Annotated in this window: 12 protein-coding genes; 4 read left to right on the plus strand and 8 right to left on the minus strand. The window is 72.6% G+C overall.

What is annotated here, in order from left to right; translation table 11 throughout:
• Window positions 1-36: 36 nt before the first annotated feature.
• From CI089_RS15855 to CI089_RS15885, 7 genes are all read right to left on the minus strand, one after another.
• The gene (locus tag CI089_RS15855; RefSeq protein WP_094262375.1) at window positions 37-1,179 is read right to left on the minus strand and encodes a glycerate kinase; all 1,143 of its coding nucleotides are present in this window, start codon (window positions 1,177-1,179) and stop codon (window positions 37-39) included.
• Window position 1,180: 1 nt separating this feature from the next.
• The gene (locus CI089_RS15860; RefSeq protein WP_256978060.1) at window positions 1,181-2,218 is read right to left on the minus strand and encodes a LacI family DNA-binding transcriptional regulator; all 1,038 of its coding nucleotides are present in this window, start codon (window positions 2,216-2,218) and stop codon (window positions 1,181-1,183) included.
• Window positions 2,219-2,227: 9 nt separating this feature from the next.
• Window positions 2,228-3,112 (minus strand): sugar phosphate isomerase/epimerase family protein, encoded by an 885-nt coding sequence (locus CI089_RS15865; protein ID WP_094262377.1) that lies wholly within the window; start codon window positions 3,110-3,112, stop codon window positions 2,228-2,230.
• Window positions 3,109-4,311 (minus strand): dihydrodipicolinate synthase family protein, encoded by a 1,203-nt coding sequence (locus tag CI089_RS15870; protein WP_094262378.1) that lies wholly within the window; start codon window positions 4,309-4,311, stop codon window positions 3,109-3,111. Before CI089_RS15870 ends, CI089_RS15865 begins: the two co-directional genes overlap by 4 nt.
• A gap of 10 nt (window positions 4,312-4,321) precedes the next feature.
• Entirely contained in the window at window positions 4,322-5,446 is a 1,125-nt protein-coding gene (locus CI089_RS15875; protein ID WP_094262546.1) for a Gfo/Idh/MocA family protein, read from the minus strand.
• Window positions 5,447-5,640: 194 nt separating this feature from the next.
• Complete coding sequence (locus CI089_RS15880) at window positions 5,641-8,025, minus strand: glycosyl hydrolase family 95 catalytic domain-containing protein (protein ID WP_094262379.1); 2,385 nt, start codon at window positions 8,023-8,025, stop codon at window positions 5,641-5,643.
• Window positions 8,022-8,978, minus strand: a complete 957-nt coding sequence (locus CI089_RS15885; RefSeq protein WP_094262380.1) for an aldo/keto reductase — start codon at window positions 8,976-8,978, stop codon at window positions 8,022-8,024. Before CI089_RS15885 ends, CI089_RS15880 begins: the two co-directional genes overlap by 4 nt.
• Window positions 8,979-9,076: 98 nt before the next feature.
• Between CI089_RS15885 and CI089_RS15890 the strand changes: the two genes are divergently transcribed.
• From CI089_RS15890 to CI089_RS15905, 4 genes are read left to right on the plus strand one after another with little or no spacing between them, the layout of a single operon-like run.
• Entirely contained in the window at window positions 9,077-10,252 is a 1,176-nt protein-coding gene (locus tag CI089_RS15890) for an ROK family transcriptional regulator (RefSeq protein ID WP_256978062.1), read from the plus strand.
• Window positions 10,253-10,256: 4 nt separating this feature from the next.
• Window positions 10,257-11,192 (plus strand): BadF/BadG/BcrA/BcrD ATPase family protein, encoded by a 936-nt coding sequence (locus CI089_RS15895; RefSeq protein ID WP_256978063.1) that lies wholly within the window; start codon window positions 10,257-10,259, stop codon window positions 11,190-11,192.
• Window positions 11,189-11,947 (plus strand): glucosamine-6-phosphate deaminase, encoded by a 759-nt coding sequence (locus tag CI089_RS15900; RefSeq protein ID WP_094262382.1) that lies wholly within the window; start codon window positions 11,189-11,191, stop codon window positions 11,945-11,947. The genes CI089_RS15895 and CI089_RS15900 overlap by 4 nt, the downstream gene beginning before the upstream one ends.
• Window positions 11,944-14,895 (plus strand): glycoside hydrolase family 2 TIM barrel-domain containing protein, encoded by a 2,952-nt coding sequence (locus CI089_RS15905; RefSeq protein ID WP_094262383.1) that lies wholly within the window; start codon window positions 11,944-11,946, stop codon window positions 14,893-14,895. Before CI089_RS15900 ends, CI089_RS15905 begins: the two co-directional genes overlap by 4 nt.
• Window positions 14,896-14,905: 10 nt before the next feature.
• Here CI089_RS15905 and arfA read toward each other — a convergent pair whose 3' ends face one another.
• Entirely contained in the window at window positions 14,906-16,426 is a 1,521-nt protein-coding gene (gene arfA / locus CI089_RS15910) for an arabinosylfuranosidase ArfA (RefSeq protein WP_094262384.1), read from the minus strand.
• Window positions 16,427-16,583 lie beyond the last annotated feature (157 nt).

The raw sequence follows: 16,583 nt of genomic DNA on the forward strand, positions 1-16,583 counted from the left end.
CTGCGTGAGCAAGCCGTGCGCTCGCGGCGAAGCCGTTCACTCGGGCGAGGCGCGGGCGAGCGCGGCGGCCGCGGCGCGGAGCCAGCGGGCGGGGTCGGCGAGCGAGGCCGCGGAGGAGCCCGCGAGGTCGGTCAGCGAGACGGATGACGCGAACGCCGCGGTGTCGGCGTCAGCGGCGATCCGCCCGGCGACGAGGGCGACCGGCACCCGGGCCGCTGCGGCGAGCTCGGCGACGAACGCGGGGACCTTGCCTGCCGCGGACTGCCCGTCGAACGAGCCTTCGCCCGTGATGACGAGGTCGGCTCGGGCGATGGCGTCGGCGAGGCCGATGAGCGCCGCGACCTCGCGAGCGCCGGGGCTCAGGCGCGCGCCCCACGCGAGCAACCCGAACCCGGTGCCGCCGGCGGCTCCGGCCCCCGGCGTGGCAGCAAGCGACGCCCCATCCGGCACGAGGTCGGCGAGCCGACTCAGCGCCGCGTCGGCCGCGGCGACCTGAACCGCGTCGAGCCCCTTCTGCGGCCCGAACACGGCGGCAGCGCCACGCGCACCGAGCAGCGGGTTCGACACGTCACTGAGCACGTCGACGCCCCCCGCGGGAAGCGCACGGAGCCCCGACAGGTCGGCGTGCGCGATGTCGGCGAGGCCTCGCGCGCCGGGGACGACGTCTCGTCCGGCGGCATCCGTGAAGCGGGCGCCGAGGGCGCGCAGCATCCCGGCCCCACCGTCGGTCGACGAGCTCGATCCGATGCCGAGCACGAGGCGGTCGACTCCGGCGTCGAGCGCCGCCGCGATCGCCTGGCCGAACCCGGTGGTGTCGGCGTCGAGGCCGCGGCGCTGCTCGCCCAGCAGCTCGATCCCCGATGTCGACGCCAGCTCGACGACAGCGACGGGGCCGCGCGACGGCACCCCCGATCCGCCCTCGGACGCCGCAGGAAGCAGCAGCCAGGACGCGTCGACGGGCGTCCCCGCCGGGCCGGTGACGGTGATCGGCACTCGGACCGCCCCGGGGATCGCGGCGGCGAACGCGTCGAGCGTGCCCTCGCCGCCGTCGGCCATCGGGCGCAGGTCGACAACGGCTCCGGCGTCGGCGGAGGCCCATCCCGCGGCGAGCTCGCGGGCAGCCTCAGCGGCCGCGATGGACCCCTTGAAGCTGTCGATCGCGACGACGACGCGCGTCACGTCACGCGCTCCGCGGCGGGGTGCTCTCGCGCACGAGCACCTCGAGCGGCAGCGCAGCGGCCGTCTCGTCGGCCTCGGCGTCGACGGCTGCGCGGAGCGCGGTGTACCCGACATCGGGGAGAGGCACGCGGACGGTCGTCAGCGGCGGCGTGACGTCGCGCCCCGTCGGGATGTCGTCGAACCCGGCGAGCGCGATGTCGGTGCCGGGCTCGCGTCCCGCGGCACGCATCGCGGTGAGGGCTCCGATGGCGACGACGTCGCTGATGCCGAACACGACGGTCCCCGGCTCGACGCCGTCGGCGAGGGCCGCTGCCATCGCCTCCGCACCCGACTCGCGGCTGAAACCGCCGCGGTAGACGCGGGGCTCGGCTCCCCCGCCGCTCGTGAAGCCGTCAGCGAAGCCGGCGAGGCGATCATCGCTCGTCACGACGCCCTCTGCTGCAGCGAGCACGATGGCCGAGCGGTAGCCGCGCGCGGCGAGCGCGGCGCCGAGCTCGCGGGCGCCGCCGCGGTTGTCGATCGCGACGCTGCGGATGCCGGGGGCTCCCGGGCCCAACGCGACGACGGTTCCTCCGCTCGCGGCGATGAGGTCGAGCTCGGTTCTCAGCTCGTCCGACATCTCGCGCGAGGTGCGCGACGCGGCGAGGATGATGCCGCGGGGACGTTGACCGCGCAGCGCGCGCACGAGTCGCAGCTCACGCGCCGGATCGCGCTCGGTGATGGCGACCGTGACCACGAGGCCGGCCTCATCGGCGCCGCGCGCGACGCCCGCCGCGAGCTGCCCGAAGTACGGGTCGGCGATGTCGGCCACCAGCAGCGCGACGATCGCGGACGTGCCGCGTGCGGTCGCCTGCGCCGACAGGTTGGCCGTGTAGCCGAGCCGCGCCGCAGCCTGTTCGACGCGTTCGCGATAGGCGTCGGCGACCTTGCGGGTCGAGCCGTTCAGCGCCCGTGAAGCGGTCGCGAGCGACACCCCGGCTTCTCTCGCCACATCGTGCAGCGTGGCCGAGCCACGCGGCGACATCCCCGTCTGTCCCACGAGCCGAGTCTATGCGGTGGCCGTGCGCGCGCCCGAGAGGTGCGGCGTCACGGCCTCACCGAAGGCCTCGGCGGTGCGGCGCACGACGTCGGCGGGATCGGCGGCCCAGATGTCGGCGTTGAAGATCTCCACCTCGATGTCGCGGTCGTATCCCGTCGCCTCGACGGCCCGGGTCAGCGATGCGAAGTCGATGACCCCGTCGCCCGGGTAGTGGCGGCTCAGCAGGACGTCCTCGGGCAGCGGCGTTCGCCAGTCGCACACCTGGTAGGTCGCGATGCGGCCTTCGCGCCCGGCCCGCTCGATGGCGGGCAGGACGTCGGGGTCCCAGAAGATGTGGAACGTGTCGACCGTGGCGCCGACGACCTCGGGCTCGAAGTCGGCCGCGATGTCGAGGGCCTGGCCGAGCGTGGAGACGACGCAGCGGTCGGAGGCGAACATCGGATGCAGCGGCTCGATCGCCAGCGTCACCCCCGCCGCCTTCGCGTGGGGGGCGAGCTCGCCGATCGCATCGCGCACCCGCTCCCGCGCGCCGACGATGTCGCGCGACCCCTCGGGCAGGCCGCCCGCGACCAGCACGAGGATCGCGGTGGAGCCGGGCGCACCGGCGGCGGCGAGCGCGGCGGCCTCGTCGATCGCGACCCGGTTGTCGTCGATCGAGGAGCGCCGGGCGGGACCCTCCGGCATCGTGAAGAAGCCCGCCCGGCAGTGTGTGGTGAACCGCAGGCCCGAGTCCGCCAGCATGGCGGCGGCCGTGGCCAGACCGACCTCCTGCACGGGCTCGCGCCACAGTCCGATCGCCTCGATCCCGGCATCCGCGGTGACCCGCAGCGCGGTCGCGAGGTCGGCGTACTTGATCGTGGCCTGGTTGATCGACAGGCGGGGGCCGACGCTCATCCCTCGACTCCGTTCAGACGCAGCATCGCGTGCCAGCGCCCGGCGGCCAGTTCCGGCCGTTCGAGCGCGTGCGACGCGTTCGCGAGCTCGACGATGCGCGAGAGATGCGGCAGGCTACGCGCCGAGTGCAGCCCGCCCACCATCTGGAACGCCGGCTGATGACCGTTGAGCCACGACAGGAAGGCCACGCCGGTCTTGTAGTAGAACGTCGGCGCCGCGAAGATCTGCCGGCTGAGCTCCTCCGTCGGCCCCAGGATCGCGAGGTAGCGGTCGGCGTCGCCCGCATCCAGAGCCTGAATGGCGGCGGAGGCGACCGGAGTGATCGCCGCGAAGGCGCCGAGCAGCGCGTCCGAGTGCTGCCGCGCCGAGGCGGGGTCACGCTCGGGCTGGGCCGCCTGCGGCACGTCGGCGCCGCCGATGAGGCCGACGTAGTTGAAGTCGTCGCCGGTGAACATGCGCACGCCCTCGGGCAGCCGCTCGCGCACCGACACCTCGGACGCGGCGTCGAGCAGGCTCATCTTCACGCCCGCGACCCGGTCGGCGTTCTCGCCGATGATCTCGACGAGAACGTCGGATGCCGCGCGCCAATCGGGCGAGCCGAAGTATCCCGCGAGGCTCGGGTCGAAGGCCGTGCCGAGCCAGTGCAGGACCACCGGACCGGATGCCGCAGCCAGCACCTCGCGGTACACCCGGCGGTAGTCGTCGGCCGACGACGCCGCGCGGGCGAGGTGCCGCGACGCCATGAGCACCGGACCCGCGCCCTGCTCCTCGGTGAACGCGAGCTGGCTCTTATAGGCGTCGATGACCTGACCGAGCGAGATGCGCTCGTCGTCGATGTGATCGGTGTTGACGCCGACGACGACCGAGCCGCCCTCCTCGCGGGCGACCTCGGCCGAGCGCGCGATGAGCTCGCGCGTCGCGGCGGCGTCGAGCCCCATGTTCCGCTGCGCGGTGTCCATGGCGTCGGCCACGCCGAGACCCCAGGAGTAGACGGCGCGGCGGAAGCCGAGCGTGGCGTCCCAGTCGATCTGCGCCGGCTGGCCGGGAGTGTTGTCGGCCGAGACGACGGGAACGACATGGGCCGCCGCGTACGCGACCCGGCTGCGCAGCGGCGTCTCCGGCCGGGCGTAGCCGGGCGCATCGTTCAACGGGACGGAGGTGACGGCGCCGTCGGCGCCGAGGAGGGTGAGGTCGGTCATCGTGCGGCGCTCAGATGCTCAGAGCCGGAAGCTCGACCTTGCGGCCCTCGCGGCTCGACTGCAGGCCCGCCTCGGCGAGCTGCACTCCGCGGGCACCGGCGAGGAGGTCGAACTCGTACGGAGTCTCGGTCACGTACGAGGTGAGGAACTCCTCCCACTGCTGACGGAAGCCGTTGAGGAAGACGTCATTGGTGGGCACGTTCTGCCAGTCGGCGTCGTAGTCGTGCGTGTCTTCGAGGTCGGGGTTCCACACCGGCTTCGGGGTCGCGTTGCGCGGCTGGATCTTCGCGCCGAAGAGGCCGACGACGGCGGAGCCGTGCGTCCCGTCGACGTGGAACTCCACGAGCTCGTCGCGGTTGACGCGCACCGTCCACGACGAGTTGATCTGCGCGACGACGCCGCCCTCGAGCTCGAAGACGCCGTAGGCGGCATCCTCGGCCGTGGCGGTGTAGTGCTCGCCGTTCTCGTCCCAGCGGTCGGCGATGTGCACGGCTGCCTGGGCGTAGACGGTCTTGACGTCGCCGAACAGGTTCTCGAGCACGTAGTTCCAGTGCGGGAACATGTCGACGATGATCCCGCCGCCGTCTTCTGCGCGGTAGTTCCAGCTCGGGCGCTGCGCGGGCTGCCAGTCGCCCTCGAACACCCAGTACCCGAACTCGCCGCGCACCGAGAGGATGCGGCCGAAGAAGCCGGAGTCGATGAGGCGCTTGAGCTTCTGCAGGCCCGGGAGGTAGAGCTTGTCGTGCACGACACCGGTCTTCACGCCGGCCTCGGCGGCGAGCTTCGCGAGCTCGAGAGCCTCGTCGACCGACTCCGCGGTGGGCTTCTCGGTGTAGATGGTCTTGCCTGCGGCGATCGCCTTGCGCAGCGCCGACGCGCGGGCCTTCGTGACGAGGAAGTCGGCGTAGATCTCCCAGCGCGGGTCGGCGAGAGCGGCGTCGAGGTCGGTCGTGTAGTCCTCGATGCCGTGCTTGGCGGCGAGGTCGGCGAGCTTCGCCTCGCTGCGACCGACGAGGAGCGGCTTGACCGTGACCTTGGTCCCGTCCGGAAGCTCGATGCCGCCCTGGTCGCGGATCGCGAGGATCGAGCGGACGAGGTGCTGCCGGTAGCCCATCCGGCCCGAGACGCCGTTCATGATGATGCCGATCTCGCGGACCTGCGGGGCGGTCGCCGTCTCCGGCGCGGGGCTGAGGGTGGTCGTCTCTGACACGGGCGTTCCTTTGCTTCGTCCGCTCACCGGGTGGATGGTAAGCGCTTTCCCATACTGTAGATCGCGGCTCGGTCCTCGCGCAAGCCGTAACGCGTCGCCTCTCGGAGGAGGGGCGCGGGTCAGCCGCCGTCGAGCTCGACGGGGCGCCCCGCGTGGAGCTCGACGCGCGCGGAGCCACCGGGCCACCGCACGAGGCGAGTGCCGGCAGCGGCATCCGTCTCCGCCGTCAGGCGCGCCGAGGTCAGCCGGGCGCCGGCGTCAGACATCTCCCACGCGATGTCGACGACGATGCCGGGCCGGGCGCGCAGGCCTCGGACACGGCCACCGCCAAGCGACGCGGGAACGGCGGGCAGCAGCTCGATGTCATCCCGGTGCGACTGCAGCAGGCACTCGGCGATCGCCGCGGTGTAGCCGAGGTTCCCGTCGATCTGGAACGGCGGATGCGCCGCCAGCAGCGATGGGTACAGCCCGCCCACCTCCGCCTCGCGTGGCAACGTCATGTCGCGGAACACCAGCTTCAGCAGTCCGTCGACCCGCCCGGGCTCGCGCAGCCGCGCGCGAAGCGCGAGCTTCCACGCGAGCGACCAGCCCGTCGCATCGTCGCCGCGCGCGTCGAGGAAGCGGGAGGCGGCCCGGCGATGCTCCTCCCCGAGATCGTCGGCGCCGGGATAGACGAACGCGACCGGGGAGACGTGCCGGTGATGCGGATCCACCGCGTCGGGATCGCCGCCCCATTCGGCGATGCTGCCCGACGCGGTGACACGGACCGGCGCGAGCCCGTTCAGCACCTCGCGGATGCGGTCCGCGTCAGCGTCCGCCGCGGAGTCGTGCCCGAGCTGCGCCGCGAGCGCGAGGTCGGCCGCGAGGTGCTCGCGGAGCAGCACGAGGTCGAGGGCGGCTCCGGTGGTGACCGCGGCACGTCCCCCGTCCGTGGTGCGGTAGTCGTTCTCGGGGGATGTCGACAGGAGGGTCGTGTACGTGCCGTCCGGCGCGCGGTGCACCCAGTCGAGTGCGAACAGCGACGCCTGGCGGATGATGCGGTGTGCGCGCTCGTGCGATCCTGCGTCGCCCGCGCCGAAGCGATGCCGCTCCTCGAGATGTCGGCACAGCCAGAACCCGGCCATGGGCCAGAAGGCCCACTGCGCGTCGTGGACCCCGTTTCCGACCGGCTGCGTGTACGCCCACGCGTCGGTGTTGTGATGAGCGACCCAGCCGCGCGCTCCGTAGAGGCGGCGCGCCGTCTCGCGACCGTTGTCGGCGAGTGCCTCGACGAGGTCGAGCAGCGGCTCCTCTGTCTCGGCGAGCGCGGTGGTGTGGGCAGCCCAGTAGTTCATCTGCACGTTGATGTTGGTCGTGTAGTTCGAGCTCCACGGTGGCCGCATCTCACCGTTCCAGATGCCCTGAAGGGTCGCTGGAAGACCTCCCGGTCGGGAGGAGCAGATCAGCAGGTATCGCCCGTAGTGGAAGAGCAGCGCGGCGAGGCCGGGGTCCGCCGCCGGCTCGGCGAGCTCCCCCGCGGCGCCGTCGACGACGTTGACGTCGCGGAGGCGCCTGTCGGTCACGGCGTCGGGTGTCGGAGCGTCGAGGTCGAGCTCGACCCGGCCGTAGAGACGTCCGTGATCGTCGAGCTGCGCGGCGCGGACACGCTCGAGGCCGTCGGCGAGCGCCCGCTCGATGCGAGCCCGTGCGCGCTCGGCGGCATCCTCCGCGTTCCCCCGCGGCGGCGCTCCGATGCGGGTGAAGGTCGTCTCGACGGCGACGATGAGCCGGAGCGTCCGGATGCCGCGCAGCGGGCGACCCGGGTCAGGGGCGTCTGACAGGACGCGCGTGCACACGGCGCCCTCCACCACCTCGGCGGCGGCCTCGAACACGATGGGCTCGGTGGAGTCGTCGTGGGGCGGGACGACGTCGGACGGCAGACGGAACAGGAGCGTGGCCTCCGCGCCGGACCCCACGCGATCGAGTTCCTGCAGGCCGGTGTCGAGGTCGACCTCGATGTCGACGGCCTCGGGAGCCTCGATCTCGTGGACCATCACGCCGTGCGGTGCGCTGATCCACGTCCGCTGCACCAGCGGCGCATCGAGAGGCCCGGTGCGGACCGTGTGCGTGGCCGTCCGCAGATCCAGCGAGCGCTCGTAGCCCGCGCGGTCCGACGCCGCGGCGGGAGCGGAGCCGGCGATCGCTACACGCAAGGTCGCGACGGGGAGGTAGGCCTGCGTGTGCCGGTGCTGCAGCAGGCGCACGGCCTCGTCGGCGTCTGCGAAGCGCCCGTCGGCCATCGCCTCCCGGGCGCGGGCCAGGGCCGCCGCGGCGGCGTCGGCGCCCACGGTCGGCGGCATCCGCTCGCTCGCGGGGCTCCCCGACCAGGCCGTCTCCTCGTTGAGGACGAAGACTGCTTCGTCGGGGTCTCCGAAGCACATGGCACCCAGGGCGCCGTTGCCGATCGGCAACGCGTCGGTCCACTCGCTCGCCGGCGCGGCGTACCGGAGAAGATGCTCGCTCACGCGTCGAGCTCCGCCCAGAGCGCCTCGGGCAACGGCTCATCGTCGTCGAACGTCCCCGGCACGAAAGACGGGTCGCCGATGCCGAGCACCACCGAGACGACGGCGGGATGCCGCAGGGCGAACGCGCGCGCCGCGCGAGGCAGCTCGACACCGTGGGCGGCGCACACCTCCGCGAGCCGGGCCGCGCGGGCGATGACCTCGGCGGACGCAGGCGCGTAGTCGTAGTAGCTGCCCGGCCCGGGTCGCGCGGTCGCGAGGATGCCGGAGTTGTAGACGCCCGCCGCGACGACGGCGACATCGTGGTCGAGCGCCGCCGGCAGGAGCCGCTCCCCCGCCGTGCGGTCGAGCAGCGTGTAGCGGCCCGCGATCATCGCCACGTCGACGAGCCCCGTCTCCACGACCGCGATCGCGGCGGCGACGTTCGTCGTTCCGATGCCGATCGCCGAGACGTGCCCGGCCTCGCGCAGCTCCACGAGCGCGGGAAGCGCCTCGTTGACGGCGGCATCGAGATGGTCCTCGGGATCGTGGAGGTAGAGGATGTCGACGGCGTCGAGTCCCAGGCGTTCGAGCGACCGCTCCCATGACTCGTGCACACCGCGCGCGGAGAAGTCCCACCGGCGGACGAGGTCCGCCGGTACGTCGAACCCGGCGGAGTCGCGCTGCGATGCGCCCTCGGGGTTCGGGACGAGCAGCCGGCCCACCTTCGTCGAGACGACGTACTCAGCGCGCGGCCGATCGCGCAGCGCGTCACCGAGCCGGCGTTCCGCGAGCCCGAGGCCGTAGTGCGGAGCGGTGTCGAACATCCGCACTCCGCGATCCCAGGTCGCGTCGACGATCCGTCGCGCCTCGTCATCGTCGATGGCGGCGAAGAGGTTGCCGAGCGGGCCGGTGCCGAGTCCCCACCGGCCCATCGTCGAGAGGATGTCGGGCCTCGATCGCACATCGGTTGTCATCGCGTCTCCGGGAGGGTCGAGGTCGGGGTCGTGTGCTTTTTTATCAGTGCGAGATATATTCTGCAATGGTCCCCCGCGATGAGATCGAGGAACGCATGATGCACGATGAGGCAGCCCCGAGCCGGGCCACGGCGACGACGCGCACCGCGGCGCTGATCAATCAGACCGCGATCCTCGATGCGCTGCGCACCCGCGGCCCGCTCGGTCGCGTCGAGCTCGTCGAGGCGACCGGTCTCGCCACGGCGACCGTCCATCGGCTGTGCACCCGGCTGGTCGAGGACGGCGCGATCGTGGTCGAACGCGACCTCGACGGCGCGATCGGCCGGCCGTCGCACCGCTACCGATTCGCCGGGGAGACCCGCAGCGTCATCGCCCTCGACGTGACGGACACCTGTGCCCGCGGCGCCCTGATCGATCTCAACGGCGACATCCGCCACACCGAGGAACGTTCGCTCGTCGGCCCCGACGGCTCGCTCGACCCCGCGTCGCGTCTGCACGGAACCCTCGAACTCATCGACGACCTCCGCGGGGCGGCCGCGCAACGCGGCATCCCGGCGAACGGCGTCGGCGTGGCCGTCCCCGGCGTCGTCGCCCCGACGGGGCGCGTCGGCGACTCGGTGGAGCTCGGCTGGGTCGACGTCCCGCTCCGCGACCTCGTCGCCGAACGGACCGGGCTGCCCACCGTGGTCGAGAACGACGCCAACGCCGTCGCGGTCGGGGAATGGTCCCACGGGGCCGGTCGTGGAAGCGCGAACATGGCCGCGTTCCTCCTGGGCGTCGGCCTCGGAGCCGGGATCGTCGCCGACGGCCGGCTGCTGCGCGGCGCGCGCGCCGCCGCGGGCGAGATCGGGCACCTGATCGCAGACCGTTCCGGCTTCACCCGCTCCCCCGCCGCGGGGGGCGACCTCGAGACGCGCATCCTCGAGCTCGGAGCCTCGCGCTCGACGCTCGCCCGGCGGGAATCGACGCTCGGCATCCTCGACGAGTACGCCGACGGCTCCGACACGGCGAGGTCGGCGGCGACCGAGCTCCTGGACTACATCGCGATGTCGGTCGCGGCGCTGGCGGTCGTCCTCGACTGCGGGGAGGTCATCCTCGCCGGCGCCCTTCCCGAGCGCGCCGGCCTGCTGGTCGACGAGATCGACCGGCGGCTGGCCGGACGCCTCCCCGCGCCGCCGCGGATCCTCCTGGGCGAGCTCGGCGAGCGCGCCGCCGTCGTGGGCATCGGACAGCTCGCGATCGACCGCGTGAACGGAGCGCTCTACCTTGCCTGAGTCGATGCCCCGCCCCGTTCCCGGTCCGATCGTCGGCGTCGACGTCGGCGGCACCAAGACGCAGATCGTCGCCTCCGGCCCCGGGGTCGACATCGACGTGATCGTCCCGAGCCCGAGCTGGCGGCACGGCTCGCTCTTCGACGACGTCGCCAACTTCGACCGTCTCAGCGAGGCCGTGCTGTCCGCCGTCGGGCGCGCGCCGACGGCCACCGTCATCGGAGCGCACGGTGTCGACAACGCCGGTCAGCGGCAGCGCGCGACCGCCCTCCTGCGCGACCGACTCCCCGGACTCGTCGATGTCGTCAACGATGCGGTGCTGCTCGCTCCCGCCATGCGGCGCGACACCGCCATCTGCGTCATCGCCGGCACCGGTTCGATCGTCGTTGGCGCGGGACCAGATGGAACGCCGATCGCCGCGGACGGGCACGGGTGGCTGATCGCCGACGACGCGAGCGCTCCCGGCCTCGCGCGCGGCGCGGTGCTGGCCGTGCTGCGCGCCGTCGACCACGACGGACCGGCGGCGCTCCGCGACCCCCTCGCGCGATCGCTCCTCGACGCGCTCGGCGCGCACGACGCCGTCGAACTGGCGCTGCGCTTCCAGGCCGACGCGAGCGAAGACACCTGGGGCCGGCTGGCGCCGCGCGTGTTCGAGGCTCTCACCGCCGGATCGCCCCTGGCTCACGGCGTCGTCGAACGCGCGACGGCGCACCTCGCCGACCTCGTGATGGCGGTGCGGGCTCGCGGCGCCCGCGGACACGATGTCATCGCCGCCGGCGGGGTGATGACGGCTCAGCCGGCGCTTGCGGCCGGGCTGCGCACGGCCGTGGCCGCGCGCGACCGGGCGCTCAGCGTCACCGTCCTCGACACGGCGCCCGCCTTCGGAGCCCTCACCCTCGCCCACCGTCTCGCCGCCCGCTCCGCACCGAAAGGCACTTCGTGAGAATCATCGTGTCCCCCGACCCCGTCGCAACCGGCGCGGCCGCCGCCCGCGCGGTCGCCTCAGCGGCCGACGACCGCCCCGACCTCGTGCTCGGCGTCGCGACCGGTTCGTCGCCGCAGCCGCTCTACCGGTCGTTGGCCATCCTCGTTCGCGCCGGACTCGACCTGTCGTCGGCGACGGCCTTCGCGCTCGACGAGTACGTCGGCCTCGCCCCGGGCCACCCCGAGAGCTACCACTCCGTCATCGCCCGGGAGGTGACCGCGCCGCTGCACCTCGACCCCGCCCGCGTGCACGTCCCCGACGGCGCGGCAGCGGATGCCGACGCTGCCGCCGAAGCCTACGAGCGTGCCATCGCGCGGGCGGGCGGCGTCGACCTGCAGATCCTCGGCATCGGGACGAACGGGCACATCGGCTTCAATGAACCCGGCTCGGCCGCCGACTCGCGCACCCGCGTCGTGGAGCTGGCCGCGCAGACGATCGCCGACAACAGCCGGTTCTTCCTCGACCCGGCCGAGCCCGTCCCCACTCACGCCCTCACGCAGGGCGTGGGGACGATCCTCGAGGCGCGGCGTATCGTCCTCGTCGCGACGGGCGGGCACAAGGCCGACGCCGTCGCCCGCGCGGTCGAAGGCCCCGTGACCGCCGCGGTGCCGGCATCCTTCCTCCAGCGGCATCCCGACGTGACCCTCTTCCTCGACGGCGCCGCCGCATCTCGGCTCTCGCCGGCCCTGTCGACTCCGCCGGTGCACGCATGAGCGCGCCGGTCTTCGACATCGCGCGCATCGGCCCCGGCGAGGGCTCGGAGCCGCCGCGGTCACGCCTGCGCTCGGACGCGCCCGTGCAGTCCCTCGACGGCACGTGGCAGTTCCGCCTCAGCGCCTCGGTGTTCGACATCCCCGACGACACGTGGCTCGACGGAGCGGCGGGGAACTGGGCCGAGCTCGGGGTCCCCGGTCACTGGAACCTCAACGGTTTCGGGCTGCCCGCTTACTCGAACGTGCAGTTCCCGTTCCCGATCGACCCGCCGCATCCGCCCGACCTCAATCCGATCGGCGACTACCGCCGGACGTTCGAGCTCGACCGCGAGCTCCAGACCGTCGCGGCGGTGACGGACTCACGGATCCTACTGCGCTTCGATGGTGTCGAGTCGGCCGCCGACGTGTTCCTCAACGGTGCGCGGCTCGGCTCGACACGGGGAAGCCGGCTGACCCACGAGTTCGACGTGACGGATCTCGTGCGCCCCTCTGGCAACGTCATCGGGGTGCGCGTGGCGAAGTTCTCCGACGCCACCTACCTCGAGAACCAGGACATGTGGTGGCTGCCAGGCATCTTCCGCAGCGTCGCACTGCTCGCGCGTCCGGCCGGCGGCATCGACGACGCCTTCGTCACGGGTGACTACGATCCGGCGACGGGCCGTGGCGAGCTCGCCGTGCGCGTGGCGACCGATGGCGAGGTCCGCGTCCGGATCGACGAGCTCGGCATCGACACGGTCGTCCGCGGCACCGGAGCCGGCATCGTCGACACCGCGCTCGCGCCCGCACTCCTCGACGCCGGCGAGGTCTCGCCGTGGTCGGCCGAGACGCCGCGGCTCTACGAGGCGGTTCTGAGCACCGCCGCCGAACGCGTGTCGCTGCGAGTCGGATTCCGGCGGGTGGCAGCGGCCGGCGGCATCCTGACGGTCAACGGACGGCCCGTCACGCTGCGGGGCGTCAACCGGCACGAGCACGACCCCGAGCACGGGCGGGTGCACTCCGAAGCACTGGCCCGCCGCGACATCGAGCTGATGAAGCAGCACAACATCAGCGCGGTGCGCACGTCGCACTATCCCCCGCACCCCGACTTCCTCGATCTCGCGGACGAGTACGGGCTCTACCTCATCGACGAGTGCGACCTCGAGACCCACGAGTACGAGTACGTCGAGTGGCGTGGCAACCCCAGCACGGATCCCGCGTGGCGCGAGGCGTTCCTCGACCGCATCCGCCGCACCGTGACCCGCGACCGCAACCACGCCAGCGTCATCCTGTGGTCGCTCGGCAACGAGTCCGGCGCCGGCTCGAACATCACGGCGATGGCCGACTGGGTACGCGGTCACGATCCGTCGCGGCTCATCCACTACGAGGGCGACTGGTCCAGCCGCGACGTCGACGTCTACTCGCGGATGTACCCCTCGCACGAGGAGGTGCGCCGGATCGGCGAGGAGGCGCTGCATCCCGTCGCGTTCGACGCGACCGCCGACGAGGCGCGGCGGCGCGGCCTGCCGTTCATCCTGTGCGAGTTCGGGCACGCGATGGGCAACAGCCCGGGCGGCGTGAAGGAGTACTGGGAACTCGTCGAGCGGTACCCCCGCATCGCCGGTGCGTTCGTGTGGGAGTGGGTCGAGCACGGCATCGCCGTCCGGGACGAGAACGGACGCCGCCTCATCCGATACGGCGGCGACTTCGGCGAGTCGGTGCACGACCACAACTTCGTCATCGACGGGCTCGTCAGCGCCGACCGCGAGCTGCGACCCGGCCTCGTCGACTACGCGGCGATCATCGCGCCGGTCGTGTTCGACATCGCCGCCGACCGTCGCCAGGCCGCCGTGATCAATCGTTACGACCACATCGATCTGTCGCACCTGCGCGTGCAGTGGCGGCGCGAGCGCGATGGCGTGGTGGTCGCCGAGGGCGAGCTGGAGGTGGCGGCGGCCGCGCGGGAGCGCTCGGTCGTCGCGCTTCCCCCGGAAGCCCGGGACGACCGCCGCGCTCCGGCGGTCGCCGACGTCCTCACCCTCGAAGCGGCACTGCGCGGCGAGACCTCGTGGGCGGCGCCCGGCCATGTCGTCGCCCGCGGACAGCACGTGCGCACCGGTGCGCCGGTGCGGGAGGACGGGGCCGCGCCGGCCGCCGAGCTCTTCGACCGCCGGGCTCGGCCGCTCGTCCTCGGAACCGTCCGCGTGATCGACCCGCCACGCCTGGGCATCTGGCGTGCACCGACCGACAACGACCGGGCCGCGGGGTGGGACGAGCCCGACCTGCCGCCCTTTGCCGAGCGCTGGGCGACGGCGCGGATGGACCGGATGCTGACCCGTCTGCGCGCGACGTCACGCGACGACCGGGCGCTCACCGCCTGGACCCGCGACGGCACGCCGTCGTACGACGCCGCGATCGACGCGGTCTGGTCGTGGCGCGCTGTGGAGGACGGACTGCTGCTGCACCTGGACATCGAACCTCACGGACCCTGGGAGGTCGACTGGGCACGGCTCGGCATCGACCTCGGCCTGGAGGGGGCGCCGGTCGGTCTCGACTTCGCGGGCTACGGTCCCGGCCCGAGCTACCCGGACACCGACTCCGGCGTCCACTTCGGGTGGCACCGCGTGGGCGCGTCCGACCTCGTCACCCCGCACGTCCGCCCGCAGGAGAGCGGCTCGAGGCGCGGTGTGCGTGACGCGACGATCCGCACCGAGACGGGCGCCGTGCGGGTGCGCGTGCTCCGGGGTGGCAGCACGGATGCCGGCGTCGCCGTCACGGTGTCGCCGTGGGATCGGCGCACCCTGGCCGACACGACGCACGCATCCCTCCTGCCCGCCCCCACCGCGACCCACCTCTCGATCGACATCGCGCAGTCGGGTGTCGGCACGGCGACCTGCGGCCCCGGGGTGCTCCCCCGGTACCGTGTGCCCGCCTTCGCGGCGTCGGTGCGGCTGCTGTTCAGCCCCGCCTGAGCGGGCGCGCTCAGGCCAGCAGCAGGGCTGCCCAGCTCACGGGCGGAAGGGGGACCTCGAGGATGCCGTCGCGGATGACGGCATCCTCGAGCGGCCCGACCCCGACCCGCTCCGGATCATCGAGGGTGTTCGCGGCGTACATGTCGTCGTCGTGCAGCAGGTGCGACTCGACGATGCGCGGGTCGCGGCCGAGCTCCGCGATCAGGGCTGACACATCGAGACGCAGGGTCGCCGCCTCGTCGACCGACCGGTTGACGACGAAGACGCTCGTCCCCTGCTCGCCGACCGTCGCGACGGCGTTGACGGCGGGGATCTCGCCGAAGCGCGAGCTGGTCACGGTCGCACCGTGGAGCGGCACGCGCACGATCTGCTCGCCGGTGAGGCGCGAGGTGATCGAGAAGGGGAAGAACGTGGTCTGGCGCCAGGCGGGACCGCCGGGCTCGGTCATGATCGGCGCGATGACGTTGACCAGCTGCGCGAGGGACGCCGAGCGCACCCGGTCGGAGTGCTGCAGCAGCGTGATCAGCAGGTCGCCGAAGACGACGGCGTCGAGGGCGTGGTACCGGTCTTCGAGCAGGCGGGGTGCGACGGGCCAGCCCGCCTCCTCCGGCTTGTCGTCCTGCTCGCCGTTCTCGTCGAACAGGTACCAGACGTTCCACTCGTCGAACGAGATCATGATGCGCTTGTCGCTGCGCTTGGTCGCGGCGACGGAGTCGGCGATCGCGACGACCGACTCGATGAAGCGCGCCATGTCGACGCCGGAAGCGAGGAACTCCTGGGCGTCGCCGCCGCGCTCCTGGTAGTAGGAGTGGCAGGAGATGAAGTCGACGTCCTCGAAGGTGTGCTCGAGCACCGTGCGCTCCCACGACCCGAAGGTCGGCATCCCGCTCCCCGACGAGCCGCAGACGACCAGCTCGAGGTCGGGTTGCATCATCCGCATCGCCTTGGCGGTGCGGGAGGCGAGCTTGCCGTAGTCGTCGGCGTTGCGGTGACCGAGCTGCCACGGTCCGTCCATCTCGTTGCCCAGGCACCACATCCGCACGCCGAGGGGCTCGGGTCGCCCGTGCTCCGCGCGCTTGCGGGTCCAGGCGGTGTCGGCGTCGAGGTTGGCGTACTCGAGGAGATCGAGAGCCTCCTGCGTGCCGCGGGTGCCGAGATTCACCGCGAGCATGAGGTCGCTGCCGACGAGCTCGAGCCAGTCCGAGAACTCGTGGAGCCCGACCTCGTTCGTCTCGGTCGAATGCCACGCGAGGTCGAGACGCCGCGGGCGCTCCTCGCGGGGACCGACGCCGTCCTCCCAGCGGTAGCCCGAGACGAAGTTGCCGCCGGGGTACCGGATCGTCGAGACGCCGAGCTCCCGCACGAGGTCGACGACATCGCGGCGGAAGCCGTCGGGACCCGCGGTCGGGTGTCCGGGCTCGTGGATGCCGTCGTAGATGTGACGACCGAGGTGCTCGACGAAGCCCCCGAAGATGCGCCGATCGACGACGGTGAGAACGGCGTGGGGATCAAGGGACCCGTGGGTGCTCATGAGGACCTTTCCGGCACTGGCGAAGGACGTTGACCTGTCACGTTACCGGTAACATTCATCCCTCGCTCAGCTTTTACAGCTTCGAAACGGGAAGCGCTTGCCGGATGGGCGGTGGAGGGCTACCGTATGTCTCACCCACATTGTCATGACATGCCGA

The organism is Microbacterium sp. Yaish 1, from assembly GCF_002245215.1.
GTDB lineage: Bacteria > Actinomycetota > Actinomycetes > Actinomycetales > Microbacteriaceae > Microbacterium.

Bases quoted from the DNA above. Each gene is read 5' to 3' on its own strand.
- CI089_RS15865 (WP_094262377.1), bottom strand. From the start codon at position 3,112: ATGAGCGTCGGCCCCCGCCTGTCGATCAACCAGGCCACGATCAAGTAC.
- CI089_RS15870 (WP_094262378.1), bottom strand. From the start codon at position 4,311: ATGACCGACCTCACCCTCCTCGGCGCCGACGGCGCCGTCACCTCCGTC.
- CI089_RS15875 (WP_094262546.1), bottom strand. From the start codon at position 5,446: ATGAACGGCGTCTCGGGCCGGATGGGCTACCGGCAGCACCTCGTCCGC.
- CI089_RS15885 (WP_094262380.1), bottom strand. From the start codon at position 8,978: ATGACAACCGATGTGCGATCGAGGCCCGACATCCTCTCGACGATGGGC.
- CI089_RS15890 (WP_256978062.1), top strand. From the start codon at position 9,077: ATGCACGATGAGGCAGCCCCGAGCCGGGCCACGGCGACGACGCGCACC.
- CI089_RS15895 (WP_256978063.1), top strand. From the start codon at position 10,257: ATGCCCCGCCCCGTTCCCGGTCCGATCGTCGGCGTCGACGTCGGCGGC.
- CI089_RS15905 (WP_094262383.1), top strand. From the start codon at position 11,944: ATGAGCGCGCCGGTCTTCGACATCGCGCGCATCGGCCCCGGCGAGGGC.
- arfA (WP_094262384.1), bottom strand. From the start codon at position 16,426: ATGAGCACCCACGGGTCCCTTGATCCCCACGCCGTTCTCACCGTCGTC.